The 25,466-nt window shown below is 62.4% G+C and carries 18 protein-coding genes; 14 read left to right on the top strand and 4 right to left on the bottom strand.

The features are described from left to right. Positions 1 to 79: 79 nt before the first annotated feature. The 5 genes from B9N93_RS25750 to nirD all read left to right on the top strand — a co-directional run bounded on the left by B9N93_RS25750 (position 80) and on the right by nirD (position 6,647). A complete protein-coding gene (locus B9N93_RS25750) occupies positions 80 to 238 on the top strand; it encodes a hypothetical protein (RefSeq protein ID WP_176225337.1) in 159 nt (52 codons plus the stop codon). A gap of 302 nt (positions 239 to 540) precedes the next feature. After that, positions 541 to 1,818 carry a nitrate/nitrite transporter gene (locus B9N93_RS19430; RefSeq protein WP_085215867.1) on the top strand — a complete coding sequence of 426 codons (1,278 nt, stop codon included), beginning with the start codon at positions 541 to 543 and terminating at the stop codon, positions 1,816 to 1,818. A gap of 55 nt (positions 1,819 to 1,873) precedes the next feature. Then, a complete protein-coding gene (locus tag B9N93_RS19425) occupies positions 1,874 to 3,595 on the top strand; it encodes a bifunctional protein-serine/threonine kinase/phosphatase (protein ID WP_085215866.1) in 1,722 nt (573 codons plus the stop codon). 295 nt (positions 3,596 to 3,890) lie between these two features. After that, positions 3,891 to 6,326 carry a nitrite reductase large subunit NirB gene (gene nirB, locus B9N93_RS19420; protein ID WP_085215865.1) on the top strand — a complete coding sequence of 812 codons (2,436 nt, stop codon included), beginning with the start codon at positions 3,891 to 3,893 and terminating at the stop codon, positions 6,324 to 6,326. Between the two features lie 3 nt (positions 6,327 to 6,329). Then, positions 6,330 to 6,647 carry a nitrite reductase small subunit NirD gene (gene nirD, locus B9N93_RS19415; RefSeq protein WP_085215864.1) on the top strand — a complete coding sequence of 106 codons (318 nt, stop codon included), beginning with the start codon at positions 6,330 to 6,332 and terminating at the stop codon, positions 6,645 to 6,647. 57 nt (positions 6,648 to 6,704) lie between these two features. Here nirD and B9N93_RS19410 read toward each other — a convergent pair whose 3' ends face one another. Then, positions 6,705 to 7,748 carry an STAS-like domain-containing protein gene (locus B9N93_RS19410; protein ID WP_085216345.1) on the bottom strand — a complete coding sequence of 348 codons (1,044 nt, stop codon included), beginning with the start codon at positions 7,746 to 7,748 and terminating at the stop codon, positions 6,705 to 6,707. A gap of 93 nt (positions 7,749 to 7,841) precedes the next feature. On the opposite strand from B9N93_RS19410, the gene B9N93_RS19405 reads away from it, so the two are divergent. The 5 genes from B9N93_RS19405 (at position 7,842) to B9N93_RS19385 (ending at position 14,641) form a co-directional block, all read left to right on the top strand. Then, on the top strand, positions 7,842 to 10,502 hold the full coding sequence (locus B9N93_RS19405; RefSeq protein ID WP_085215863.1) for a nitrate reductase: 2,661 nt from the start codon (positions 7,842 to 7,844) through the stop codon (positions 10,500 to 10,502). Between the two features lie 134 nt (positions 10,503 to 10,636). Further along, positions 10,637 to 11,914, top strand: a complete 1,278-nt coding sequence (locus tag B9N93_RS19400) for a CmpA/NrtA family ABC transporter substrate-binding protein (protein ID WP_085215862.1) — start codon at positions 10,637 to 10,639, stop codon at positions 11,912 to 11,914. Then, positions 11,911 to 12,492: an ANTAR domain-containing response regulator gene (locus B9N93_RS19395; RefSeq protein WP_085215861.1), complete on the top strand. Its 582-nt coding sequence runs from the start codon at positions 11,911 to 11,913 to the stop codon at positions 12,490 to 12,492. Before B9N93_RS19400 ends, B9N93_RS19395 begins: the two co-directional genes overlap by 4 nt. Before the next feature lie 255 nt (positions 12,493 to 12,747). Then, a complete protein-coding gene (locus B9N93_RS19390) occupies positions 12,748 to 14,298 on the top strand; it encodes an alginate export family protein (protein ID WP_085215860.1) in 1,551 nt (516 codons plus the stop codon). Positions 14,299 to 14,410: 112 nt separating this feature from the next. Continuing rightward, positions 14,411 to 14,641 carry a hypothetical protein gene (locus B9N93_RS19385; protein WP_085215859.1) on the top strand — a complete coding sequence of 77 codons (231 nt, stop codon included), beginning with the start codon at positions 14,411 to 14,413 and terminating at the stop codon, positions 14,639 to 14,641. A gap of 158 nt (positions 14,642 to 14,799) precedes the next feature. Here B9N93_RS19385 and B9N93_RS19380 read toward each other — a convergent pair whose 3' ends face one another. Next, positions 14,800 to 15,936, bottom strand: a complete 1,137-nt coding sequence (locus B9N93_RS19380; protein ID WP_085215858.1) for a SpoIIE family protein phosphatase — start codon at positions 15,934 to 15,936, stop codon at positions 14,800 to 14,802. 209 nt (positions 15,937 to 16,145) lie between these two features. Between B9N93_RS19380 and B9N93_RS19375 the strand changes: the two genes are divergently transcribed. The 4 genes from B9N93_RS19375 (at position 16,146) to B9N93_RS19360 (ending at position 22,073) form a co-directional block, all read left to right on the top strand. Then, entirely contained in the window at positions 16,146 to 16,559 is a 414-nt protein-coding gene (locus B9N93_RS19375) for a hypothetical protein (RefSeq protein ID WP_125469070.1), read from the top strand. A 107-nt stretch (positions 16,560 to 16,666) separates the two neighbouring features. Then, complete coding sequence (locus B9N93_RS19370; RefSeq protein ID WP_085215856.1) at positions 16,667 to 17,917, top strand: TolC family protein; 1,251 nt, start codon at positions 16,667 to 16,669, stop codon at positions 17,915 to 17,917. Beyond that, positions 17,914 to 19,026 (top strand): efflux RND transporter periplasmic adaptor subunit, encoded by a 1,113-nt coding sequence (locus B9N93_RS19365; RefSeq protein WP_085215855.1) that lies wholly within the window; start codon positions 17,914 to 17,916, stop codon positions 19,024 to 19,026. Before B9N93_RS19370 ends, B9N93_RS19365 begins: the two co-directional genes overlap by 4 nt. After that, on the top strand, positions 19,026 to 22,073 hold the full coding sequence (locus B9N93_RS19360; protein WP_085215854.1) for an efflux RND transporter permease subunit: 3,048 nt from the start codon (positions 19,026 to 19,028) through the stop codon (positions 22,071 to 22,073). The genes B9N93_RS19365 and B9N93_RS19360 overlap by 1 nt, the downstream gene beginning before the upstream one ends. Before the next feature lie 8 nt (positions 22,074 to 22,081). On the opposite strand, the gene B9N93_RS19355 is transcribed toward B9N93_RS19360, so the two are convergent. Together B9N93_RS19355 and B9N93_RS19350 are read right to left on the bottom strand one after the other, a co-directional pair. Beyond that, on the bottom strand, positions 22,082 to 23,299 hold the full coding sequence (locus tag B9N93_RS19355; RefSeq protein WP_085215853.1) for a type II toxin-antitoxin system HipA family toxin: 1,218 nt from the start codon (positions 23,297 to 23,299) through the stop codon (positions 22,082 to 22,084). Beyond that, positions 23,300 to 24,949 carry a DUF262 domain-containing protein gene (locus B9N93_RS19350; RefSeq protein ID WP_085215852.1) on the bottom strand — a complete coding sequence of 550 codons (1,650 nt, stop codon included), beginning with the start codon at positions 24,947 to 24,949 and terminating at the stop codon, positions 23,300 to 23,302. Between the last annotated feature and the right edge of the window lie 517 nt (positions 24,950 to 25,466).

The raw sequence follows: 25,466 nt of genomic DNA, 5'->3' as shown, positions 1-25,466 counted from the left end.
AAAACCGTGTTGAACCAAAGCCTGGGTTCGGCTTACTAAACCTTAGGCGGATTCGCCGGAGCTTCACGAGGCAAGCGTTATGGACTGTTATATGGATTTTCTTCTGAACGAATTGGTGGGTATGTCGGGCTTGGACGATGCCCAAGCCGCCGAGGGGGTCGAAAAGCTCGAAACCCTCGGCGAAGCGGCGTCGGAGGCGCGGGCGGTGGAGGCTGTCGCGTCCGGGGAGCTAGGCTAGGACCGGGCCGATTGCACTGGAACGGGGCGATTGTTTGGAGTTCTTGGTGCGGGGCGGGGCGGAAGGCTCCGCCCGTCCCCCCGCCGTGGTGAGCTAAGGTCTTGAACCGCCAAGGCTAGGCGGGTCCGGGTGGCGGTTGGCATTATCCCTGCATGCGGCCCCGCGTGGTCGTCCTAATGGCGGGACGGCGCGATTCTGACAAAGGCGTCTTGCGAACCCTACTCTTCGAGCGGGGTTCGCCGGACGCCTTTTTTTGTGCCCAAGAAACGGCACGCTTCTTCCAAACCCACAGGTGCTTAGCGATGAATCTCAAGGAATTCAAACAAGCGGGCCATTGGCCGACGCTGTTATCGGCCTTTTTATATTTCGACGTGTCCTTCATGGTCTGGGTGATGCTGGGGCCGCTGTCGCTCTATATCAGCAAAGACCTGGGGATTCCGGTCGGGGAGAAATTCACCCTGGTGGCCATCCCCATCCTATCGGGGGCGGTGTTCCGCATCGTCCTGGGTTCGTTGGCCGACCATCTCGGGGCCAAGCTGACCGGCATCCTGGCCCAGGTCTTGGTCATCGCCGGGATGGCCTATGTGTTCTTGTTCGGGTTGGGGTCCAAGTTGGAGGTGGAGTTGCTGGGCGGATTGCTTGGCGTGGCCGGGGCCAGCTTCGCCGTGGCTTTGCCGCAGGCCAGCCGTTGGTATCCGCCCAAGTTCCAGGGCATCGTGATGGGCATCGCCGGGGCGGGCAATATGGGCGTGGTGCTGGACTCGATGATCGTGCCGGTGCTGGCGGAGAAATTCGGTTGGCAGGCGGTGTTCGGCTTCCTGATGATCCCGCTGCTCGTCGTGCTGCTCATCTATGCCATCCTGGTCAAGGACGCCCCGGACAAGCGGGCGCCGGTCACGGTCGCCAATTACGCGGCGGTGTTGAAGGATTCGGATTGCTGGTGGTTCATGTTCTTCTATTCCATCACCTTCGGCGGCTTCGTGGGGCTGGGGAATGCGCTGCCTTTGTATTTCACCAGCTGGTACCACGTTTCCGGGGTCGCGGCGGGCTTGATGGCGGCCATCGTGGTGTTCGCCGGGTCGATGTTCCGGCCTTTGGGCGGCTATCTGGCCGACCGGCTGGGTGGCATCAAGGTTTTGCAGGTGTTGTTCGTGCTGGTCGCGCTGTGCTATCTCGCGATCTCGTTCATGCCGGAAGGCCCGGCCGCGCCCAGCACCAGCACTGAGGCCAAGGTGGCGGGCTGGGGCTTCCTGGAATTGCCCGCCATGGCCTGGGGCGCGGTCGCCATCTTCTTCGTGGGCACGCTGTCGCTGGGGATGGGCAATGGCTCGGTGTTCCAATTGGTGCCCTTGCGCTTCCGCAAAGAAATCGGTGTGGTCACGGGCTTGGTGGGCTGCGCCGGGGGCGTGGGCGGCTTCTTCTTGGCGAAGACGCTGGGCTGGTCCTGGGAGATGCAGCATGGGTTCGCCCTGGGGTTCAGCGTGTTCGCGCTGCTGCCCTTGTTCGGGCTGGGCGGGTTGTTGCTGGTCAAGCGGCGCTGGCGCACCACGTGGGGCGCGGTGGCGGAGGCGCGGGTATAGCTTCCGCGACGATGGGTTACGCTATCGCTAACCCAAGGACACGCTGGCTGAATCCATGACCGAACCTTGCTTGAGTTTCCGCGCCGCCTTCGCCTCCTTGCGGGGGCGGCGCGAGGACAACCAGGATTTCGCCGCCATCGCCGAACCCCCGCCGCGGGAACTGGGCCTGTGCGGGGCGGTGTTGGCGGTGGCGGACGGCATGGGCGGGACGCAGGGCGGGCGAGTCGCCGCCGAGACTTGTGTCCGGGGCTTCCTCGAAGCCTGGTACGGCCTGCCGGAAACCTTGGGACCGGAACAGCGGGTGGAACGGGCCTTGGCCCCGGTCAATCGCTGGGTCCACGCCCTGGGTCGGCGCGATCCTCAATTGGCCGGGATGGGCACCACCTTCAGCGCGGTGATCCTGCGGGGCCGCCGCGCCCATCTGGTGCATGTGGGCGATAGCCGCGTCTACCGCCTGCGCGGGGAAAGCCTGGAACTCCTCTCCGAAGATCATAATCTCGACGGTCCCGGCCAGGACCACATCCTCTACCGCGCCATCGGCCTGGAAGCGCGGCTCCGCATCGATTACGCCGAATATCCCCTTGAACCCCACGACCGTTTCCTGCTGTGCAGCGACGGCGTCCATGGCGCTTTGAAAACCGCCGATCTCGCCCGCGTGCTGCTGGAACGCGCCACGCCGGAAGCCACGGCGGCGAATCTCGCCGAATTGGCCCTGCAACGGGGCGGGCAGGACAATATCACCGCCCTGGTGGTGGATGTCCTCGCCCTGCCCAGGGCCGACCGGCGGGCGCTGCGCGATTGGATCGAGGCTTTGCCTTTGCTGGAATTGCCCGAACTGGGCGGGATGGTGGATGGCTTCCGCTTGGAGCGGCGGCTGGCCTCGGGCCGTTATAGCGCCTTGTTCGTCGCCAGCGACCGGGGCAACGATACCCAGGTGGTGCTGAAATTCCCCCATCCCAGGGTGGCGGACGAGCGCGAATACCACGATGCCTTCCTGCGGGAAGCCTGGATCGGGGCGCGGGTGAAAAGCCCGTGGGTGGCGGAAATCCTGGAACAAGCGCCGGGTCGCCAAACCCGGCTGTATTCGGTGATGCCGTTCTATCCCGGCCCGACCCTGGAGCAGTGGTTGGCGCGGCGGGGTCCGCCCGGTTTGGAGCAGGGCATCGATATCGCCTTGAAGCTGTGTAAGGCGGTCCACGCCCTGCACCGTCAACGCATCGTCCACCGCGATATCAAGCCGGACAACATCCTGTTGCCGGACGCGGGTGGCTTGAAACTGCTGGACTTGGGTATCGCGAGGCTCCCGGCCTGGGACGAAGATGCGAACGATCCCGTGCCGGGCACGCCCAGCTATATGGCCCCCGAGTTGTTCCACGGCGGGCGGGGCGGTGCCGCCAGCGATGTCTACGCGCTGGGCGTGACCCTCTACCGGCTGTTCGGTGGTGCTTATCCTTACGGCGAGATCGAGCCATTCGCCGCGCCGCGTTTTGTCGGCCCGCCCCAGCCCTTGACGGCCCAGCGCCCGGACCTCCCGGTTTGGCTGGATGCGGTGCTGGAACGCGCCGTGGCCGTGGACCCGGACCGGCGCTATGCCGATAGCGTCGAACTGGCCTACGACTTGGAAGCGGGCCTCGCTAAGGGCGGCGGCAAGCGGACCCCGGCGCGGCGGATTCCCCTATACGAGCGCGATCCGTTGGCGTTCTGGAAGGGCGTGGCGCTGGTGCTGTTCGGCGGGCTGATGGTGTGCTTGTATCGGCTGGCGGGCGGGTGCGGATAGGCAGCGAGCCGCACCACGACCGTTCAACTTCTCCCCCGCATGGTGCAAACTTCTCGGCGTCATGCGGGTTTTTTATGCCCGAATCCCAGTCTCCAAGCCTATTGCGCTATCTGGCACAATCCCTGCTTTTAATTCCGGCAACGGCCCCTACGCGCCAACGGCGGCGATCCAGGGCCAATGACAAAGGCGTCATGCATCCAGCGGAACTTCCCGCATTGGCTGCGGACGCCTTTTTTTGTTGCCCGAAATATCCGCCCGGAACCCAAGCGCCGGGCCAGCGAAGGCAGGAAACCTTATGAGCAAGCAGAAACTGATCCTGGTCGGCAATGGCATGGCCGGTATGCGCACTGTGGAAGAACTCCTGAAACGGGCGCCCAACCGGTACGACATCACCGTGTTCGGGGCCGAGCCGCACACCAATTACAACCGCATCCTGCTGTCCCCGGTGCTGACCGGGGAAAAGCGCCTGCAAGATATCGTCATCCACGACGAGGCTTGGTACGCCGAGCGCGATATCACCCTCCACAAGGGCCGTCCCATCGCCGCCATCGACCGCCACAAGCGCCGGGTCCGCACGGCGGATGGCCTGGAACTCGGCTACGACCGGCTATTGCTCGCCACCGGCTCGCTGCCGTTCATCTTGCCGGTGCCGGGCAAGGATTTGGACGGCGTTATCGGCTTCCGCGATATCGGCGATGTGAACCGGATGCTGGAAGCTTGCGCGCAATACTCCCATGCCGTGGTGATCGGTGGCGGCTTGCTCGGCCTCGAAGCCGCCAACGGCCTCCGGCAGCGCGGCATGAAAGTCACCGTGGTGCATTTGCTCGACACGCTGATGGAGCGGCAATTGGATAAGCCCGCCTCCGACCTGCTGAAAGCCGCGCTGGAAAAGAGCGGCTTGGAATTCAAACTGGAAGCCCAGACTGAAGCCTTGTTGGGCGAGGAGGGGCGGGTGAAGGCGGTCAGGTTCAAGGACGGCGCGGAAATCCCCGCCGATCTGGTGGTGATGGCCGTGGGTATCCGCCCCAATGTGGAACTGGCGAAAGCCGCCGGGCTGCACTGCGAACGCGGCATCCTGGTGGACGACGGCCTCAAGACCTTCGATCCGCATATCTACGCTGTGGGCGAATGCGTGCAGCATCGCGGCCAGTTGTTCGGGCTGGTCGCGCCCTTGTTCGAGCAGGCCAAGATTTGCGCCGAGCATCTGGCTGGGTCGAGCGCCGCCGCCTACGAAAGCTCGGCGACCTCCACCAAGCTCAAAGTGACCGGCATCGATGTGTTCTCCGCCGGGGAGTTCCAGGGCGGCGCGGATACCGAGGAACTGGTGTTCCAGGACCGGGGGCGGGGTGTCTACAAGAAGCTGGTGCTGCGCGATAACCGCATCCAGGGCGCGGTGCTATACGGCGATACCGCCGACGGGGCTTGGTATTTCCAGCTGATGCGCGAGGGCACCGATATCGCGGCGATCCGCGAGCAAGTGCTGTTCGGCCAGGCCCAGGTGGATGCGGCGGGCGCGGCTCCGGTCAATCGTGCCGCCGCCTTGCCGGACGGGGCCGAGGTCTGCGGCTGCAATGGCGTGTGCAAGAAAACCATCGTCGATGCCATCGTCGGCCACAAGCTGTCCAGCCTGGACGAGGTGCGGGCGCAGACCAAGGCGTCGGCTTCCTGCGGCTCTTGCACCGGCTTGGTCGAGCAAATCCTGCAACACACCTTGGGCGAGGCTTATGCGGCGGGCGGAGCCAAGAAATCCCTGTGCAAATGTACCGAACACAGCCACGAAGAAATCCGCGCCGCCATCCGCGAACGCAATCTCAAGAGCATTCCCGAACTGATGCGGGCGCTGGCCTGGAAAACCCCGGATGGTTGCCATAGCTGCCGCCCGGCCCTGAATTATTACCTGCTGTGCGCCTGGCCGGAGGACTACCGCGACGATCCCCAATCCCGCTTCGTCAACGAGCGCAAGCACGCCAATATCCAGAAGGACGGCACCTATTCGGTGATCCCGCGCATCTGGGGCGGCGTCACCAGCGCCCAGGAACTCAGGGCCATCGCCGATGTGGCGGAAAAATTCCAAGTCCCCTGTGTCAAGATCACCGGCGGCCAGCGCATCGACCTGTTGGGCGTGCCGGGCGAGCAATTGCCGGATATTTGGGCGGAATTGAACCAGCACGGGCTGGTGTCGGGCCATGCCTACGGCAAGGCGCTACGCACGGTGAAAACCTGCGTCGGCCAGGAATGGTGCCGGTTCGGCACCCAGGATTCGACCCGGATGGGCATCGAACTGGAGCAAATGACCTGGGGTTCTTGGACCCCGCACAAATTCAAGATGGCGGTGTCGGGCTGCCCGCGCAATTGCGCCGAGGCCACCATCAAGGATTTCGGCGTGGTGGCGGTGGAGTCCGGTTGGGAATTGCATGTCGGCGGCAATGGCGGGATCAAGGTGCGGGCCACCGACCTGCTGTGCAAGGTCGGAACCGCCGAGGAGGTGAAGGAATATTGCGGTGCCTTCATGCAGTTGTACCGCGAAGAGGCCCGCTATCTGGAACGCACCGCGCCCTGGATCGAGCGGGTCGGGCTGGATTTCGTCAAGCGCCATATCGTCGAGGACGCGGCGGGGCGCAAGGCGCTGTACGCGCGGTTCCTGCAATCGCAAGCACCGGCCCAGGTCGATCCCTGGGCCGAACTCTCGAAACAGCGCGAGCAATTCGCGCCTTTGCACAAATTGGGGTGAGCCATGGGCGAATGGATCGAAATCGGCCACATCGACGATATCCCGCCGCAAGCCGCCCGCACGGTGGCGACGGCCTTCGGCGATATCGCGGTATTCCGCACGGTGGACGACCGCTTTTTCGCGGTGCGCGACCGCTGCCCGCACAAGGGCGGGCCGCTGTCGCAGGGGATCGTGCATGGTGGGCGGGTCGCCTGTCCCTTGCATAACTGGGTGATCGATCTGGCCACGGGCGAGGCGGTGGCCCCGGACAAGGGCTGCGCCCATCGTTATGCGGTGAAGGTGGAGGCGGGGCGGGTTTATTTGGGGGCGTTGGCGCGGTGAAGTGGGATGGCCGTTCCCACGGAGGCCGTGGGAACGATGGCGCTTCGTACCCGGAAATTATGGATCGTCGTGATGAATGGCTCGGGAAATCATTTTTTGAGTGTCGGGACTGGCATTGATGTGAATGAGGATAATCTTGGGATGTTCTTTGGCGAATACCCGGAATATTTCATCAGCGAACGCCTGTCCGATGGTGCCAACTCCGGTGAAATCAAAAATGACGGTCTTGAATTTTTCAATCCTTCCGAGTAGCCGTTTGGCTTGAGACCGGGAAACCAACATTTCATCGCCATATTGGGCCAAGCGGACGGGAACCACGGTTTTTGTAAACCTGAAATCATCATCTTCGTCGGATGTAAATCTGTCGAATATTTCTTTCATTGAGTGTTGGGCTGTATTGCTAAGCGTCATAGAAACAAGTGTGCCTCTGTCCAGCCCAACGCCATCGAATATCCAGTCATCTTTTGTGTCTATTTGATGAGAAAAATATACATCCCCCGAGAGGATTTGAAATAGATCAAATGCCCTTGAAGAAAAGAAAACTCCCTCTCCAGAGTGTTTGGATGGATCAGTGGTCAGTTTCCCTTTTGATAATTCAAGAATGGCGTGTCGCTCGTCGTCAAGATTCATTATGCGTTTGATTTTTTTGAAAATACCTTCACCATCATCTAATAATGACATCTTTGAATTCAAAGCGGTTTTTTCCATATAAATTATCACGCTTGTTCCAGAAGAATGGTCAATCGCGTTGTTCAGCATTTCGGTAAACCCATAATGCCAAATATCAAGCACATTTTTCGGCAAGTTCCCGAGGCGTGGGGCGATATCGGTACGCCAAACCCGGTCTTCTTCCAAAGAGCCATCCAGCGCGTATTTTTGCTCCCACTTCAGCAAGGGCTTGAGCGCATAACGCCGACTCCGCGTCGCCCCTTCCACGGTCATCAAGCCATCGGAAATAAGCTGCTGGATATGCCGGTTCACTGCTTGCCGGGAAATATCAAACTGTTCGCTGGTGATCTTGGCGATTTCCACCGGATGGGCTTGGACTTGCTCAAGGATGAATCGCCGGATTTCCTCACCGCGTTTGCGTACACCGACCATGGGAAACTCCATTTTGTCAATGTTAAAATGAATTATAGTCAACTTTATATCCGAAATTGTCAACGCTAGCCGCCCGCAACGAAGGAACCCACCATGCACGCCACATCCCCCATCCGCACCACCTGCCCTTACTGCGGCGTCGGCTGTGGCGTCCTGGCGACGCCGACCGGGCCGGAATCCGCGCTCATCCAGGGCGACCCGGAACATCCCGCCAATTACGGGCGGCTTTGCTCCAAGGGTTCGGCCCTGGGTGAAACCCTATCGCTTCAAACCCGGCTGCTCTATCCCCAGATCGGCCCGCGCCGCGTCGGCTGGGACGAGGCGCTCGATAAGGTGGCGGGCGAATTCCGCCGCGTCATCGATACCCACGGACCCGAGGCCGTGGCCTTCTATGTCTCCGGCCAATTGCTGACCGAGGATTATTACCTCGCCAACAAGCTGATGAAGGGCTATATCGGCTCGGCCAATATCGACACCAATTCCCGGTTGTGCATGTCCTCTACCGTGGCCGGGCAGAAACGCGCCTTCGGCGAGGACGTGGTGCCGGGTTGCTACGAGGATTTGGAACAGGCCGATTTGATCGTGCTGGTGGGTTCCAATGCCGCGTGGTGCCATCCGGTGCTGTTCCAGCGCATTGTGAAGGCCAAACAGGACCGGCCCGGCCTCAAACTGGTCACTATCGACCCGCGCCGCACCGCCACTTCGGAATCCGCCGACCTGCATCTTGCCATCCGGCCTGGCAGCGATGTGATGCTGTTCAACGGCTTGCTGAATTATCTGCGCCAGCACGACCGGCTGGATTTCGGTTTCATGGAGCATTTGGTCGGCTTATCCCAAGCCCTGGAGGCGGCGCGGGACAGCGCCCCATCCGTGCCCGCCGTGGCCTTGGCCTGTGGCGTGCCGGAAACCGATCTCGTCCGTTTCTACCAAGAGTTCGCCCGCACCGAAAAGACCGTCACCGCTTGGTCGCAGGGCGTGAACCAATCCAGCAGCGGCACCGACAAGGTGAATGCCATCCTCAATGTGCATCTGGCGACGGGCCGTATCGGCAAGCCCGGCATGGGGCCGCTGTCCCTGACCGGCCAGCCCAACGCCATGGGCGGGCGCGAAGTGGGCGGTTTGGCCAACCAATTGGCGGCGCATTTGGAGATCGAAAATCCCCGGCACCGGGCTTGGGTACGTGAATTCTGGAATGCGCCGCGCATGGCCGAACAACCGGGCCTGAAAGCCGTGGAACTGTTCCAGGCTATCGAACAGGGCCGGGTGAAGGCGGTGTGGATCATGGCGACCAATCCCGTGGTCAGCCTGCCGGATGCGGCGGCGGTGCGGCGGGCGCTCGCGGCTTGCGAGTTCGTGGCGGTTTCGGATTGCGAGGCGGAGACCGATCTCGCGGCCTATGCCCATGTCAGCTTGCCCGCCGCGGCCTGGGGCGAGAAGGACGGCACCGTGACCAATTCCGAGCGGCGGATTTCCCGGCAACGCGCCTTCCTGCCCTTGCCGGGCGAAGCCAAACCGGATGGCTGGATCATCGCCGAGGTCGCCCGCCGCATGGGCTATGCCGAAGGTTTCGATTACGCCGCGCCCCGCGATATCTTCGTGGAACACGCCCGGCTGTCCGGTTTACACAACGAAGGTCGCAGGTTGTTCGATATTGCCGGGCTGGCGGAACTCGACGCCGCCGCCTACGACGTGCTGCCGCCCATCCAATGGCCGGTGAACGCGGAACATCCAGCAGGCACCGCCCGCTTGTTCGCTGCGGGCGGATTCCCCGGCCCGGAAGGCAAGGCGCGGCTGTTGCCCTTGCCGCCCCAGCCGCCGTTCAATCCGCCGGATTTGGATTATCCGCTGGTCCTCAACACGGGCCGCATCCGCGACCAATGGCACACCATGACCCGCACCGGCAAGGCGGCGCGGCTCGGCCATCACCTCCCCGAACCCTATGCCGAATTGCACCCGGACGACGCCGCCCGCTGGGAGGTCGCGGACGGGGCTTTGGTCCGGCTCGAAAGCCGCCACGGTTCGGCCCTGGCCCGCGCCCGCATCACGCCGGATCAGCAAGCCGGGTCGGTGTTCATGCCCATGCATTGGAGCGATGTCCAGGCCCGGCGCGGCTTGGTGAATGCCTTGGTGAATCCGGTGGTCGATCCGGTGTCGGGTGAACCCGAATCCAAGCACACGCCGGTCCGGGTCGGGGCGTATCGGCCCGTTTGGCAGGGTTTCCTATTGTCGCGGGAGGCGTTGGCGATTCCGGGGCCGGAATACCGGGTCGCGGTGCGGGGCGCGGATTATTGGCGCTATGAGTTGGCGGGCGAAACCGCGCCGGATGATTGGCGATCCTGGGCGGAGTCTATCCTGGCCCAGGAGGGCGCTGCCGATTGGCTGGAATTCGCCGATGCCCACGCCGGGCGCTACCGTTGCGCCGTGTTGCGCGGCGGGCGGTTGCGGGCTTGTTTGTTCGTCGGCGTGGGACCGGCCTTGCCGTCCCGCGATTGGCTGGCGGGCTTGTTCGCCCAAGAAGATTTGCCGGAGATGGACCGGGCGGCCTTGCTGGCGGGACGGCCCGCCGTCGCCGGGAGCGATCCGGGCCGTACCGTCTGCGCTTGCTTCGGGGTGGGCATGAATGTTTTGCGCAGCGCGATCCAAAGCCAGGGCTTCACCACGGTGGAGCAGATCGGCGCGGCGCTCAAGGCCGGGACCGGCTGCGGTTCCTGCCTGCCGGAGTTGAATAGCCTGCTGCGCGGGGCGCGGTCTTGATGCGCCGCGCTTGGCAAGGCCGGGACGGAGCGGATACCTTGCCGTTTTTACCCATGCCGCGCTGATCGCGGTCATCCAAGGACCCCCATGAACCCGACGTACCGAGATTCCCCACCGAACCGCGAGGCCCGCCCATGAGCGCCACCCTCGAAAAGCGCGAACTGACCCTGGGCTTCATCCCCCTGACCGATTGCGCCCCCTTGGTCATCGCCCTGGAAAAAGGCTGGTTCGCCAAGTATGGCTTGGAAGTCCGCCTGTCCCGCCAAGTGTCCTGGGCCAATATCCGCGACAAGGTGGCGGTCGGCGTGCTGGACGGTGCCCATATGCTGGCGGCGATGCCCATCGCCACCACCTTGGGCCTGGGCGAGATCAAACAGCCCATGGTCGCCGCGCTGTCGCTGGACCTCAACGGCAACGCCATCACCGTATCGCCCGATTTGTACCAGCGGATGGCGGAGGCCGACCCCGAGGCCGCGCAGGCACAGCCGATGACGGCGCGGGCGCTGGCGCGGGTCGTCGCGCAGGAGCGCGGGGCCGGGCGTCCACCGATGAATTTCGCCATGGTGTTCCCGTTCTCGACCCATCACTATCTGCTGCGCTATTGGCTGGCTGCGGGCGGCATCGATCCCGACCGCGATACCCGGTTGCTGGTGGTGCCGCCGTCCTACATGGTGGAGTGCCTGAATATGGGCGAGATCGACGGCTATTGCGTGGGCGAGCCCTGGAACGAACAAGCCGTGGCCGTGGGCGTGGGGCGGACCCTGGTCACGGATTACGACATCTGGAACAACCATCCCGAGAAGGTGTTCGGCGTCACCCGCGACTGGGCCGAGCGCCACCCCCACACCCATCGCGCCGTGCTGATGGCCTTGCTGGAAGCCGCGCGCTGGATCGATCAACCGGAACACCGGCTGGAAGTGGCGGAAATCCTGGCCCGCGAGGACTATGTGAACGCGCCGGCCGAGGTGGTGAAGATGTCCATGACCGGCTCGTTCCAATACCAAGCCGGGGCCGCGCCCCGGTCTTGCCCGGATTTCAACGTGTTCCACCGCTATGCCGCCAATTTCCCCTGGCGCTCCCATGCCATGTGGTTCGTGACCCAGATGTACCGCTGGGGCCAGTTGGAGGAGCCTAGGAATATCCGCGAGGTCGCGGAGCAGGTCTACCGCCCCGACCTGTACCGGGAAGCGGCCCGCGCCTTGGGGTTCGCCAGCCCCGCCGTGGACTACAAAGCCGAAGGCGGGCACGCCGGGCCCTGGACGCTGGACGGCCCGGAACCCATCGCCTTGGGCGCGGACTTGTACGCCGATGGCCGCTGTTTCGATCCCGCCGATCCGGTGGGCTATCTGCGGCAATTCGATATCCATCGGTTGCGGGTGTCCTTGGATCAACTGGCCGGGCTGAATCCATGAACGCGGAGCGCCTCAAAATCATGCTGGTCGATCAGGACGCCGGACGCAGCGCCATCCTGCGCCAAGCCCTGAGCGATGCCGGGCATACGGTGGTGGCCCGCATCGAGCCGGGCCGGAGCCTCCTGAGCGAGGTGCAAGCCTGCCAGCCCGATATCGTCATCGTCGATATGGAAGCGCCGGGCCGCGACACCCTGGAGCAAATGCGCGAAATCGGCCGCGACCAGCCCAAGCCCATCATCCTGTTTTCCAACAAGCGCGATGGCGAATACATCCGCCAGGCGGTGCAGGCCGGGGTCAGCGCCTACGTGGTGGACGGCCTGAGCCGGGAGCGGATCATGCCCATCGTCGAGGTGGCGATAGCCCGGTTCCGCGAGTTCGAGGCGTTGCGGCAGGAACTGCACGAGACCAAGAGCCAGCTGGCCGACCGCAAGGTGATCGACAAGGCCAAGGGTGTTTTGATGCAGCGGCGGGGCTTGAGCGAGGACGCGGCCTACCAATTGCTGCGCAAGGCCGCGATGGACCGCAACCTCAAAGTGGCCGAGGTGGCGCGGACCTTGTTGGCGCTGGAAAGCTTGTAGCGGCCCGCCGGGCACGGCGGAGTGTTCTATACCTTGGGTTCCCAGGTCGCCCAACCGGGCTTGGGCGCCGATGTGATTTCCGTTCCATGCCAATGGCGGCATGGGGTGGTTCCGATTCCTTGATTTTTCTCCCTAGCCAGCGGCGGCGGGGAGCGGACAACGGCGTCCATGCGGATCGCGCCTTAGGCGTGGCCCGTGTGGACGCTTTTTTTTCGCCCGTGCCCCGCCGCCCATCGACCCGACGAGGATTGCTCCATGATTCGACCATCGCATCTCCCATCCCATCCGCCGACCCTGGCCATCGTCCCCAAGCCCTGGGCTTGGTCCGGGTTGGCTGCCTGCCTGTGGGCTGCCGCCGCCCAGGCCGCCGACGAAGCGCCCTTGGGCCAGATCAGTCCCAATTTCAGGGTGTTGGGCGAATTGCGCGGGCGCTTCGAGGCCTTCGATTTCTTCCAGCCCGCCATCAATCCGGCCCAGGGCGTGGTCGCCAACCAGAACGATTATGCCTTCGGGGCGTTGCGGGCGCGGCTGGGCGTCGCCATGACCACGCCCTGGGTGGATGGTTTGGCGCAGGGGGAATATACCGGGCTGTATGATTTGCCCACCCATGCCTTCGGTGGGCCGGGGGTCGGACCTTTGGGTTTGGGCGGTGCCTATTACGCCGACAGCGGCAAGAATGTCTCGTCCGGCGATGTGCATATCAAGCAGGCTTATCTGAATTTCAAGCTCCAACCCATGATGGGCCTGGCCAATACCTATTTTAAAGGCGGTCGCTTCGAGTTTTCGGATGGCTTGGAATATAAGACCGGCGATGCCAAATTCGACGGATTGAAAACCACCCGGATTTCCCAGCGCCTGATCGGCCCGTTCGACTTCGCCCACGCCACCCGCAATCTCGACGGTTTCGCGCTGAACTACGACGCCCCGGACTTCAATGTCACCCTCACCGCCACCCATCCGACCCAGGGCGGTTTCAACATCCGAGCCGAGGACCAAATTAGCCATATCGACCTGGCCTATGGCGCGATCACCAGCAAGAAGGGGGCGTTGTTGCCCGATACCGAGGCCCGGCTGTTTTATCTCTATTACGGCGATAACCGCGGCGTACAGCCCACCGATAACCGGCCCTTGGCCGATAGGCCCAAACTGAGCCAGGACGCCTTGGCCATCAGCACGGTCGGCACCCATGCCTTGACCGTGCAAAAGATCGGTCCTGGCAGCCTCGACGGGGTATTCTGGGGGGCTTATCAATTTGGCGACTGGGGCAACCTCAAGCAGGATGCCTGGGCCGTCACCCCGGAAATCGGCTACCAATTCACCGATGTGATGTTCAAGCCTTGGCTGCGGGCCGGGTATTTCCGCAGTTCCGGCGATAGCAACGCCCAGGACGGCACCCATGGCACGTTCTTCCAGGTGTTGCCCACGGTCCGGCTGTACGCCAAGTTCCCGTTCTTCAACCTGATGAATATACAAGATGTGTTCGCCCAGTTTTCGGTGCTGCCCACCGACAGTACCAAACTCGGCGTGGATTTCCACCATCTTTCCCTGGGCGATAGCCACGACTTGTTCTACGGCGGTTCGGGGGCTACCTCGCGGAGCGGAAGCTTCGGTTATTTTGGCCGTGCCTCCGGCGGGCATAGCAGCATCGGCCAGTTGGTGGACGTGACCTTCACCCATAATGTCTCCAAGTATTTCTCCTGGAGCGCCTATTACGCCCATGTCTTCGGGTCCGATGTCGCCCGCAGCGACTATGCGCTCCAGAACGACGCCAATTATGGTTTCCTGGAAGTCACCGCCTCGTTTTGAGTCGCCGGGAACCCAGGGAGGCCCATCCCGGCCCAAGCAGGAGATTCATGCCATCGGTGGGCCGGGCGTGGCCGTCGGAGCGCCGCGCCGGATTCCCCGCAACGGAGGTTAGATGATGCTGTTGTCCCAAATCCCATCCGCCGACGATTGGTTCGGTATCTTGATTCTGGCGCTGTTGCTTTTCTCCATCGCGGTCATCAAAACCTTGCAATGGCGCGAGGCGCGGCGCGAATACGAGCGCCGGACCCGCGACCGGCGCGGCGCGATGGAACTCACGCCCCATGGCGTGGGTATTTTGGAGCGGCGGGTCGGTGACCGGCGCAAGTCGCGGCGGCGTGGTTGAGGGGGCCGGGCATAAAAAAGCCGACCTGGCGGCTATCCAGGTCGGCAAACTCCCTATGTTCCGCCGCCCGCCTGGGGGCGGCGGCGGCGGACGTTGACTATGATGGTCCGGGGCGGGCTCCCGGTCCATGCGGACGAATACTTATCCGTCCGCCGGGATTAGGGGAACCTGAGGATCATCAGCGAGAAATCGTCGTTGATCCGGCCTTGGTGGGCCAGGGCCGCGATCTCGCGGTAGACCGCCTGGGCCGGAACCGGGCCGGTTTGCCCCGTCACCAAGGCCCGGAATTCGCCGAGGCTCCATTCGCCGCCGTCCGGCAGGCTGATCTCGAACACCCCGTCGCTATAAACCCACAGCGTGCTGGCGGGCGGCAGGGCGAGTTCTTGTTGCTGGAACTCCCCCGTCGGCAACACCCCCACGAACAGCCCGCCCGTGGTCAAATCCCGCGCCGCGTCCTGGTCCGGGCTCAGGAGGAGGGCGGGCGGGTGCCCGCCCGAGGCGAATACCAAACGGCGGCTGGATACCCGGTACACCCCATACCAAATGGAAAAGAACATTTCGCCGTGCTGTTCCATTCCCAGGGCCGCGTTCAGCCCGTTCAATACCTGGGCGGGCTGGCCGAAATCCACGTTCGCCAGCGATTTATGCCGCAGCACGTTCAGTACCGAGACCGCGTGCATGGCGGGGCCGACTCCGTGCCCGCACACATCCACCAGATAGAACGCGAAACGGTCCGCGTCCAGCCAGTCATAGCCCAGGCTGTCGCCGCCCAGCACGGCGGAAGGCACGAAGCACCAATCCACCCGCACCGGCCCTTGGCCCAAGGGCGGCGGCAGTAGCGATTGGACGTACTCGCTGGCCTTCTGGAGGTCGGCGGCCAGGGTTTCCGATTCACGCATGGAGGGCTTGTGGCGGTATTCGTGTTTGAGGACGTGGTTGCCGATGCGGAGCAATCCGTCCACCGGCCATAGGGTCTGGCCGGCGATCTTGCGCTCGTCGAGGAAGGTGCCGTTGGTGGAACCCAAATCCTCCACCCAGACCAGGGGATGTTGCAGGCTGACGCGGCAGTGCTGTTTGGAGACGCAATGGTCGGGCAGGCGCAGGGCGTTGTCGGAATGCCTGCCGATGGTGAGGGGCTCCGCGCCCAGTTCGAGGACGCGGCCCCGTTCGCCGCCGTCGATGACCAGGAGATAATGGGCGTTGCCGTCGTCGCCGTCTTTGCGTAGCAACGGTCCTGGGGCAAAGAAGCCGGTCTTGTCTTCGTCCATCGGGGTGGTGTGTTCCGTATCGTTCATGGGTAGGGTGCGGTCGGGCCCAGGGCATCCAATAAAGCCGGGAAAACCGGGCCTGTCAATCGTGGTGGTGGGCGGCTTTGGATTCGATGGCGGAGCCGGGGCCGAAAGTCGGCGGTGGCACGGGGAAACCGATGTTTTTACAGCGGCGGCGCTCCGGCCCTATACTGTGGCCCGGCCATCCGCACGAATTCCTATTCCCCCTCCATGCCATGACCCGAGTCCCGCGCACCGTGTTGTTCCCGCTGCTGGTGCTGATGCAACTCATCGCGCCCTGGGTCCATGCCCATGCCTTCGACCCTGTCGGGGGCGGCGAGGGTTTCCTGCATTTGCCGGGCTTGGAATTCCTGGGGCGGAGCGGACCGGAGCGCGTGGCCTTGTCGGTGGAACTCGATCCCGGCGACTGGATCGTGGGGATGCAGGCGGGCGTCCGCCACGATAGCGCCACCACCCCCGCCTGGATCGGCGACCCCGATCCTGCCGCGCTCGCGGTGGCTTGGCCGTTCCCGCCGCCCGCGACCTGGACCGATCCGCCTTATCTCGACGCGCCGCCGCCGCTGTTCCATCGGCCCCGCCGCGCTGCCGCCCATCCCCGCGCCCCGCCCGCCGTTCCCGTCGAGCTTTGATGCCCGGTGCGGCCTGGATAATGCCGCACGCCCTTTCTTTCCGCGCCGTTCCGGCGGCGCCGTCCATCTGAGGCGCGGCCCCGCGAAGCCGCGCCGTGGAGAAAAATATGAGATTGCGATACGGCTTGGCGGGTTTGCTGTGCCTGTGTGCCGCCACGTCCGCGCAGGGTCAAAACCTCGTGGTCGAACATTACGACGAACTGCGCTTCGACGAGCGCATGACCCTCAAACAGGCGGTCGAGGCCACCTTCGAGAAATATCCCCAGCAAACCCTGTTGTCCGCCTTCGAGGAGGAGGCGCGGGCTTTGGAGCAGCGCGGCGCGAGTTGGATCGCGGGCTACCCCATGATCTATCTGCAATGGATCGACGACGCCTTGATCGACAACAAGGGCACCCAGGATTTGCAGACCGGCTATCAGGTGCCCCTGTGGATGTGGGACCAGCGCAAGGCCGGCCAGCGGGTGGCGGACGAGGCCAAGAAAAGCGCCGAGACCTATGCGCGGGCGCTCAGGCACGAGGTGGCCGGGCTGGTGCGCGAATCTTTATGGAACCTCAGGCTGATGGAAAACCGCTATGGCTTGGCCCGGCAAATCTACGAAGTGGCCGAGCAATTGACCGATGTGGTGCGGCGGCGGGTGGAACTCGGGGATTTGGCGCGGGCCGACTTGCTGCTGGCCGAGAGCGACCAGTTGGAGAAGAAAACCGCCCTGGTTCAGGCCGAGGCCGAAGTGATGCACGCCCGCAAGGCTTATCAGAACCTCACCCGGCTGTCGCGGGCACCAAAAACCTTCGACGAGGCGCAAAGCCCCTTGCGCGGCTTCGACGAAAGCCATCCGGCCCTGGCCGCCGCCAACGCCCTGGTGGAACGGGCGCAGGCCGAGGTCGAATTCACCCGTTTGTCCAAGCAGGGCAACCAGCCGACCTTGTTGCTGGGCACCGATACCTCGCGCGGCAGCCCCAGGGACAATTTCAGTACCGGCAACAATATCGTGCTGCAAATCCCGCTTGGCGGCGACGCCTGGCACGCCCCGGTGGTGGCCCAGGCCAATGTGTTCCTCTCCGAGCGCCTGACCCAGCGCGAAATCCTCTGGCGGCAATTGGAAAAAGCCCTGCACGAAGCCGAACACACCTTGGAAGTGGACCGCACCGCCCTGGAAATCGCCGAGCGCCGCAAGGAAATCGCCGGGACCCAGCTCAAGATGAGCCGCTTGGCCTTCGAAACCGGGGAAATCGCCTTGATCGACTATCTGAAAATCCAGGCCGGTGCCCAGGCCGCCATCCGCGAAGCCGCCCAGCGGGCCATCCTAGTCCAGAAGGACACGGCGACCTATAACCAAGTGGTGGGAGTGACGCCATGAGCATCGTCAAGCGTGTCGGTTTTGGTGGTGTCCTGCCGCTTTGGTTGGGACTGGTGGTTCCGGCCTATGCTTTGGACAACAGCGTCCGCCTCACCCCCGAGCAAATCAGCCATCTCGGCATCCGCGCCGTGCCGCCGGAAGCGGTCGCGGCCCTGCCCCTGGCCCAGGCACCGGGCCGGGTGGTGCTGCCGCCCGCCAAGGAGTTCGTGGTGTCGGCCTTGCAAGCCGGGGTCATCACCCATGTCAACGTGCCTTTGGGCGTCAAGGTGGGCAAGGGCCAGGTCTTGGCCCAACTCCGCAGCGCCACCTTGTTGGATGCCCAGCGCAATCTGATCGACGCCGTGTCCGAATACGAATTGGCCCGCGCCAAATTGGACCGCGACCAAACCCTGCTGCAAGAAGGCGTGATTTCCAAACTGCGCTGGCAGGAAACCAAAGGCGCGTTCGACAAGGCCCAGGCCGCGCTGGGCGAGGCCGAGCAAATCCTGATCGCCTCCGGGGTCGGTCCCGCCGAGGTGGCGCGACTCAAGGCCAAGCATCAACTCGACAGCGCGATGGACGTGCGCTCGCCCATCGACGGCGTGGTGCTGGAACGCATGGCCGTGGTCGGGCAAAGGCTGGACGCCATGGCCCCGCTATTCCGCATCGGCCAGTTGGACGAACTATGGCTGGAAGTGGACATGCCGCAGGAACGCCTGCGCGAGGTCAAGCTGGGCGATAGGATCGTGGTCGAGAACCCCAAGGCCGCGGCCCGCATCATCGAGGTGAGCCAGAACGTCGATGCCCAGAGCCAAAGCGCCCTGGTCCGCGCCGTGGTGGACCAGGGCGCGGAGAATCTCCGCCCCGGCATGAACCTCAACGTCCAATTGATGCATCGCAGCACCGACCGGATTTTCCGTGTCCCGGTCGCGGCGGTCATCAGCCACGAGGGCAAGAACTACGTGTTCGTGAAGACCGCCGAGGGCTACGCGGCGCGGGAAGTGGCGGTGGCGGGGCAGGAAGCCTACAGCGTCACCGTGCATGAGGGCTTGGAGCCGGGCGACGCGGTTGCGGTGCAGGGTGTGGCGGGGCTGAAAGCCGCGTGGCTCGGCATGGGGGAAGGGGAATGATGGCGCGTTTAATCCAATTCGCCCTGACCCAGCGGGTTTTCGCCCTGCTGCTGGCCTTGCTGCTGGCGGGGGCGGGCTGGCTGGCGGCGATGAACCTGCCCATCGACGCCTTCCCGGATGTTTCGCCCACCCAGGTCAAAATCATCGTCAAAGTCCCCGGCATGACCCCGGAGGAGGTCGAGGCCCGCGTCACCGCGCCGGTCGAAGTGGAACTCTTGGGCATCCCCAAGCAAACCATGCTGCGCTCCATCGCCAAATACGCCCTCACCGATATCACCCTGGATTTCGAGGAAGGCACCGATATCTATTGGGCGCGGCAACAGGTGGCGGAGCGTCTGAACGCCGCCTGGGCCAACCTCCCGGCCAACGCCGAGGGTGGCATGGCCCCGATGACCACGCCCTTGGGCGAGATGTTCATGTTCACGGTCGAGGGCGAGGGCTTGAGCCTCGCCGACCGGCGTAGCCTCCTGGATTGGGTAATCCGCCCGGCCTTGCGTACCGTGCCGGGCGTGGCCGATGTCAACACCCTGGGCGGGCGGGTGCGGAGCTTCGAGGTCATCCCCGACAATATGCGGATGGCGGCGCGGGGCGTGTCCATCGGCGAATTGACCACGGCGCTCAAGGCTAACAACCGCAACGACGGCGCGGGCCGCTTGGTCCAGGGCGAGGAATCGCTGCTGGTGCGGGCCGAAGGCCGTATCGTCGATTTGGACGATGTGCGGACCATCGTCATCGTCCAGCGCAACGGCATCCCCATCACCGTGGGCGATGTGGCCGAAGTCCGCATCGGGGCGCTGACCCGTTACGGCGCGGTCAGCCAGGACGGGAAGGGCGAGGCGGTCGAGGGCTTGGTCCTGAGCCTCCGGGGGGCCAACGCCCGGCAAGTGGTGGCGGGCCTCGAACAGAAACTGGAAGAAATCCAGCCGGCCCTGCCCAAGGGCGTGAAGATCGACGTGTTCTACAACCGCGCCCATCTGGTGGAAAAAGCCACCTACACCATCATCCACGCCTTGGTGGAGGCGACGGTGCTGGTGCTGGTGCTGCTGCTGGCTTTCCTGGGCGATGTCCGCGCCGCGCTGACCGTGGCTTGCATCCTGCCGATGGTGGCGCTGTTCACCTTCTTGCTGATGCACCAGTTCGGCCTGACCGCCAACCTGATGAGCCTGGGCGGCCTCGCCATCGCCATCGGCAAGCTGGTGGACCCGGCGGTGGTCGTGGTCGAGAACATCACCGCCCATCTCGCCGAACACAGCAAGGCCCAGCGCCTGCCGCGGCTGCATATCATCTACCGGGCCATGCGCGAAATCACCGCGCCGGTGGTGTCGGGGGCCATGATTATCGGCATCGTGTTCGTGCCGCTGTTCTCGCTGGAAGGCTTGGAAGGCAAGCTGTTCAAGCCGGTGGCTTTCACCAATGTGTTCGCCATGAGCGGCTCGTTGATTTTCTCGCTGATCGTCATCCCGGTGCTGGCCTCGTTCCTGATGACGAAGGTCAAGCACGAGGAGCCTTGGTTGGCACGGCAATTCCTGGCGCTGTACCGCCCGGTGTTGCTGTGGTCGTTGGCGCACGGGCGCACGGTGATGGCGGGCGCGGGGCTGTTGCTGCTATCCACCTTGTTCGTCTACAACCAAATCGGCAAGACCTTCATGCCCACCATGGACGAGGGCGACATCATCGTGCAGGTGGAAAAGCTGCCGTCCATCACCTTGGAGGAATCGGTGCGGCTGGACCAGCAAATCCAGAAAGCCATCATGGAGCATGTGCCGGAAGTGGTCCGCGCGGTGTCGCGGGTCGGGGTCGATGAAATCGGCCTGGACCCCATGGGCTTGAACGAGACCGACAACTTCTTCGTGTTGAAGCCGCAGGCGGAATGGCGCATGAAGACCAAGGAGGAATTGACCGAGGCCATCCGCAAGGTGCTGGATACCATTCCCGGCATCGCCTACGGCTTCACCCAACCGATCCAGATGCGGGTAACGGAAATGCTGACCGGCGTGCGCGGCGATGTGGCGGTGAAGCTCTATGGCCCGGAATTGTCGGTGTTGAACGCCAAGGCCGAGGAAATCGCCGCCGCGATGAAGAAGATTCCCGGCGCGTCCGATGTGTTCACCGTCCGCAACGAGGGGATGCAATATCTGGTGGTGAAGCTGGACCGGCTGGCGGCGGGACGGCTGGGGCTGGACGCCGACGCGCTGGCCGATACGCTCCGGGCGCAGATCGAGGGTTTGAAGCTGGGCATTGTGCAGGAGGATATCCGGCGGACGCCCTTGCTGCTGCGGGGTTCCGGGGAACCGGCCCATATGGCCACCCTGCAAATCGCCCTGCCCGACGGGCGGCGGGTGCCCTTGTCCGCCGTCGCCAAGATCGAGCCGGTGGAAGGCGTGGTGGCGGTCAACCGCGAGCGCGGCCAACGCTATGCCTCGGTGCGCAGTAATGTCGAGGGACGGGATTTGGTCGGCTTCGTCGAGGACGCCAAACGGGCGGTGGCGGCGCAGGTCCAGCTACCGACCGGCTACTACATCCAATGGGGCGGGCAGTTCGAGAACCAGCAACGCGCCGCCGACCGCTTGGCGGTGGTGATTCCGCTGTCCATCGGGCTGATTTTCCTGCTGCTGTTCTCGACCTTCGGCTCGGTGCGGCAGGCGGGGCTGGTGCTGGCCAATGTGCCGCTGGCCTTGATCGGCGGGGTGTATGGGGTGTGGATTTCCGGGGAATACCTGTCGGTGTCGGCTTCGGTCGGGTTTATTTCCTTGCTGGGGATCGCGGTCTTGAATGGCGTGGTGATGGTGAGCTATTTCAACCAACTCCGCGCCCTAGGCCTGCCGATGGATGAAGTGGTGGTGACGGGGGCGTTGCGGCGCTTGCGTCCGGTGCTGATGACGGCGGGGATCGCGGCCTTCGGCTTGATTCCGTTGCTGTTCGCGACCGGGCCGGGGTCGGAGATTCAGCGGCCCTTGGCGGTGGTGGGCGTGGGGGGATTGTGTACCTCCACGCTGCTGACTTTGGTGATGTTGCCGGTTTTGTACCGGCGCTGGGGGGAGGCTTAGCGGATACTTCAGGAACGGCTTTCGAGCAAAGGTATCCGCTTGAAATGCCGTTCCAGTATCTCGCGGGCGGTGGAGTCATAGCCAAACTCTTTAGCCGAGCGCTCCCAGGCGGATCGGATACCGTCAAGGATGACTCTAACTATCGCCATCATATGTCTTTCTTCTACGCCGAGTTTCCTGGCCATCCGACGAAATGAATCCATGCTTATATCTTCCCAGCGCTTCGATTTGGCGAGGTTCAAGGCTAGTTTATCGTTAGGAATATATTGGATGGTCGAAACCAAATCATAGGCCGGGGAGAGTTCGGCCATAATGCCATCGGGATAAATGAGGCTCCAATTCTTATGGTGAGCATCCGCGTTGCCCGATATAATAATGAAAATAAGTCGATGGATATATTCATCCAAGCCTATTTCCCCTGTGAGCGAATAAATTAGGCTGCCTAGGGTTTCGTAATTGTATTTGCTGTATTTTTGCTCTGGATATAGGCCGAATATTTGGGCGAAATCCTCCATGTGGATGCGCCGGTTTAGGTCGGGCCGGTCGAACCGGCGGATTGCCAGCGCCCATTGTTCCCGCACAAGACCGATATGCTCAGGCAGGCCGGAGATTCCTCTGATATCCACCAACTCCACTTCCGGGATTCGGATACCGCTTTCCTTAGCCCAAAGCAGGGTGGCATATTCGTTTTCAGGTACCTTGGGAAAACGGGCATCGGGCAGCTTCACGATCCAATCGCCGCCACGGCCACTGGCCGGGATGGTGAGGCCGCGTTCGCTGCGGTTGGCGGAAAACTTGAGCTGGACCCCGGCCAGCGAAAAATGCCATTGCCCGAAATCGTCGGTATTTTCGGGTTGGATGTTTTCTTCGGTGTCGTCCGGCTCGGCCCAAGCGTCATCGGCGACGACGCGCACCGCTCCCGGTAAATCTTCGCCTAGGTGGTGGAGCAGGAAGAATTCGCGGGTGGAATGGACGCCCGCTTGTTTCGCCACCAATTCGCGCAATGGCCCTTCCGGTAGCAGGTTGGAAAACCAAGGCGGTACGCGTGCGCGGCTGTAATGGACCGCTTTCAGGTTATCCAGGAATATTTGGCCCAATACCGGACGCGGATAGGCGTTTTTGTACGATTCCAATAGGCGGAATTCGCAACCGTCGGTTTTATCCAGGCTTAGCGTGCCGATAGCCTTATCGTTCAACAGCACCCGCAGGGTGTTGGTGTATCCCATTCAGTCTTCCTCCTCTTCGTCCGATATTACCAACGCAGATAGGGAAGGGCGGTCGGGTTCGTCCCAGCGGGCGTGCCGGTCGAAGAATTGCTGGAAATGGGGACGGAGATAGTCTGCACGCAACGCTAAAAATCTTGTCGCATCGCCCTCACGTAAAGCTTGGAGTGTTGGTTCTGTAATACCGTGGGAGGTCAGAACTTCCTGATCGGCGACATTCATTAGGAGCCGACGCACTCCTCTATTTTTTGCGGGATGGATTAACCGGTTCGCAGCGGAGCGCGTCAATTGGTCATGGTCGCCAGCCATATAAGTAATTATCTGGGGAAGAGGTAACTCTTGGCTTTCCAAGCCGAATAACGTGTTCGGTTGTAGCAATGCCCCGGTTTCTAGATTGCATGGCCCGAGATCGATTAACGCAAGGGCTTGTAGTTTGCTAACAGCATGGTTGAATTTGAAGGGTATGCTAACATCTGGCATATTCCCTGGCCTTTCTTTCGTTGCTTTCAATAAGCGCTGGATGGATTTTTCTTCGCTTTCCGCATCAATCCGTTCTAGCGCCTGCTGAGTTGAAAGGGTATTTCCTTGATGTGTCCCATTTAGCGCGCCGCGCCAGAGCCAACGCACCAGTAGTTCGCGTGAACGGGGTTGTGGGGTGGGATGGTAATGGAAAAATTTCCCAAGAGTGATAAATGGGTGTTTGTATGGTAATAAGTCATACAAAGGGATGCCGGCGTCTTGTTTGAAAAACTGAATAACTAAGCGTGCGGCTTCCGCAGTTTTCCGATACGCACTTTCGGCATCCTTTTCAGAGAGGCGCAAAGCTCCATCTCCTATCCTAACTGTGGCATCCACCCCATGCAAAACCCGTAGAAGCCGGTATAAAAGCTTTTCTTCGACACGACCGAAACCAAGTGCTTCCAGATCGGAGACAATTTCTGGAATGGTTGCTGGGCGATTTTGAGAGCGTGCGCCGTGCAAGGCATCAAACACTTCGGATGCCTTAAGCCGCTTGCCGGAATCGTTGGTGCGGCTGAATACCTCTCGTAGAATTTCTTGATTATTGGTTCGTACTATATAAGCAGGTATTTCATATTCACGTATGCGTTTTCCTAGCTGGATTGCCCTGTCCCGGCGCTCCTTGCTGGCAGGCATTTTCTCAAATAGCCATTGTAAGAGCCGTTCGGAATCCAAAACTTCGGTCATGGGTAGCCAGCGGGTGGGGTCTTCGCTGCGCTTGGATGGAGGCGGGGGCGCGATGAATTTAGGGGCATCGAGATCATAATAAAGGGCGAAGCCGTCCGTATCTGGTTCGATTGACAGGAGTACCCGAGCTAAGGAAACGATGCGCTGTTGGCCATCGACCACCCATAGCGCATCATTGCGGCCTCCGGCACTAATTTTGATCGAGCCGAATTGCATTTCCCTCGCTTCCGCTTCGGTTTCCCAAAACAATAGGGTTCCCACCGGATAACCGCGATAAAGGCTATCGAGTAATTTGCTGGCATCTTCCCGTTCCCATTTCAACCCACGCTGGAAGGAAGGGATGCGAACCCGTCCTAACTTGACCTCAGCAAGCAAGTCTTCGATTTTGAATGCACGAGCTTCCGGGCGGCGCTCCAAAGGTTCTGGGGTGGGGTTGCTATCGATCATAAGGTTGTAGCTTGCCCGATGGCTGGATGGGTGTCGGCAAGTATACTACTAATGGTGGGATTGATGAGCCGGTTGACAAAGGCCAAGGGGCTGTAATGACGCCAGCCTCTATCAACCCTATGGGGTATTGAGGGCTTCTAGGATACCTATATTCCGCCGTACCTCGTGCGGGCTGAATCTGCTTATTCCCCCTCCAAAAAAAACCCAGCCGATTCTCCCACGTCAATTCCATACGCGGCAATCCCGCACTTTGGCGAACCCCATCAACCCCCGCCCACCCCGCAACGAATCCCCCACCGCCATGCCCGGTCCTATCCCGGCTGGAACAACAGGCAAACCCCGGCGCTTGAGGCCCGATACGGTTCTTCTCGTCGAAGGGGGTGGCGCGTTCGAACAGGCGTTTCCGCCGACCCGGCGGGGGGGAGGACGCATGGGCGTGCCGGGCGGCCATTTCCGGGTATACGGGGTGGAATTTGAAAGGGGATCGGTCGGGTCTGTACCGCCCGCCGGTGGTTTG

Source organism: Methylomagnum ishizawai (genome assembly GCF_900155475.1).
GTDB lineage: Bacteria > Pseudomonadota > Gammaproteobacteria > Methylococcales > Methylococcaceae > Methylomagnum > Methylomagnum ishizawai_A.
The sequence above is the reverse complement of the archived record's forward strand: the minus strand, read 5'-3'. Positions and strand labels throughout refer to the sequence as shown.

What these genes read in the sequence shown, in the direction of transcription:
- B9N93_RS25750 (WP_176225337.1), top strand. Translation starts at nt 80, where the DNA reads ATGGACTGTTATATGGATTTTCTTCTGAACGAATTGGTGGGTATGTCG.
- B9N93_RS19430 (WP_085215867.1), top strand. Translation starts at nt 541, where the DNA reads ATGAATCTCAAGGAATTCAAACAAGCGGGCCATTGGCCGACGCTGTTA.
- B9N93_RS19425 (WP_085215866.1), top strand. Translation starts at nt 1,874, where the DNA reads ATGACCGAACCTTGCTTGAGTTTCCGCGCCGCCTTCGCCTCCTTGCGG.
- nirB (WP_085215865.1), top strand. Translation starts at nt 3,891, where the DNA reads ATGAGCAAGCAGAAACTGATCCTGGTCGGCAATGGCATGGCCGGTATG.
- nirD (WP_085215864.1), top strand. Translation starts at nt 6,330, where the DNA reads ATGGGCGAATGGATCGAAATCGGCCACATCGACGATATCCCGCCGCAA.
- B9N93_RS19410 (WP_085216345.1), bottom strand. Translation starts at nt 7,748, where the DNA reads ATGGTCGGTGTACGCAAACGCGGTGAGGAAATCCGGCGATTCATCCTT.
- B9N93_RS19405 (WP_085215863.1), top strand. Translation starts at nt 7,842, where the DNA reads ATGCACGCCACATCCCCCATCCGCACCACCTGCCCTTACTGCGGCGTC.
- B9N93_RS19400 (WP_085215862.1), top strand. Translation starts at nt 10,637, where the DNA reads ATGAGCGCCACCCTCGAAAAGCGCGAACTGACCCTGGGCTTCATCCCC.
- B9N93_RS19395 (WP_085215861.1), top strand. Translation starts at nt 11,911, where the DNA reads ATGAACGCGGAGCGCCTCAAAATCATGCTGGTCGATCAGGACGCCGGA.
- B9N93_RS19390 (WP_085215860.1), top strand. Translation starts at nt 12,748, where the DNA reads ATGATTCGACCATCGCATCTCCCATCCCATCCGCCGACCCTGGCCATC.
- B9N93_RS19385 (WP_085215859.1), top strand. Translation starts at nt 14,411, where the DNA reads ATGATGCTGTTGTCCCAAATCCCATCCGCCGACGATTGGTTCGGTATC.
- B9N93_RS19380 (WP_085215858.1), bottom strand. Translation starts at nt 15,936, where the DNA reads ATGAACGATACGGAACACACCACCCCGATGGACGAAGACAAGACCGGC.
- B9N93_RS19375 (WP_125469070.1), top strand. Translation starts at nt 16,146, where the DNA reads ATGACCCGAGTCCCGCGCACCGTGTTGTTCCCGCTGCTGGTGCTGATG.
- B9N93_RS19370 (WP_085215856.1), top strand. Translation starts at nt 16,667, where the DNA reads ATGAGATTGCGATACGGCTTGGCGGGTTTGCTGTGCCTGTGTGCCGCC.
- B9N93_RS19365 (WP_085215855.1), top strand. Translation starts at nt 17,914, where the DNA reads ATGAGCATCGTCAAGCGTGTCGGTTTTGGTGGTGTCCTGCCGCTTTGG.
- B9N93_RS19360 (WP_085215854.1), top strand. Translation starts at nt 19,026, where the DNA reads ATGGCGCGTTTAATCCAATTCGCCCTGACCCAGCGGGTTTTCGCCCTG.
- B9N93_RS19355 (WP_085215853.1), bottom strand. Translation starts at nt 23,299, where the DNA reads ATGGGATACACCAACACCCTGCGGGTGCTGTTGAACGATAAGGCTATC.
- B9N93_RS19350 (WP_085215852.1), bottom strand. Translation starts at nt 24,949, where the DNA reads ATGATCGATAGCAACCCCACCCCAGAACCTTTGGAGCGCCGCCCGGAA.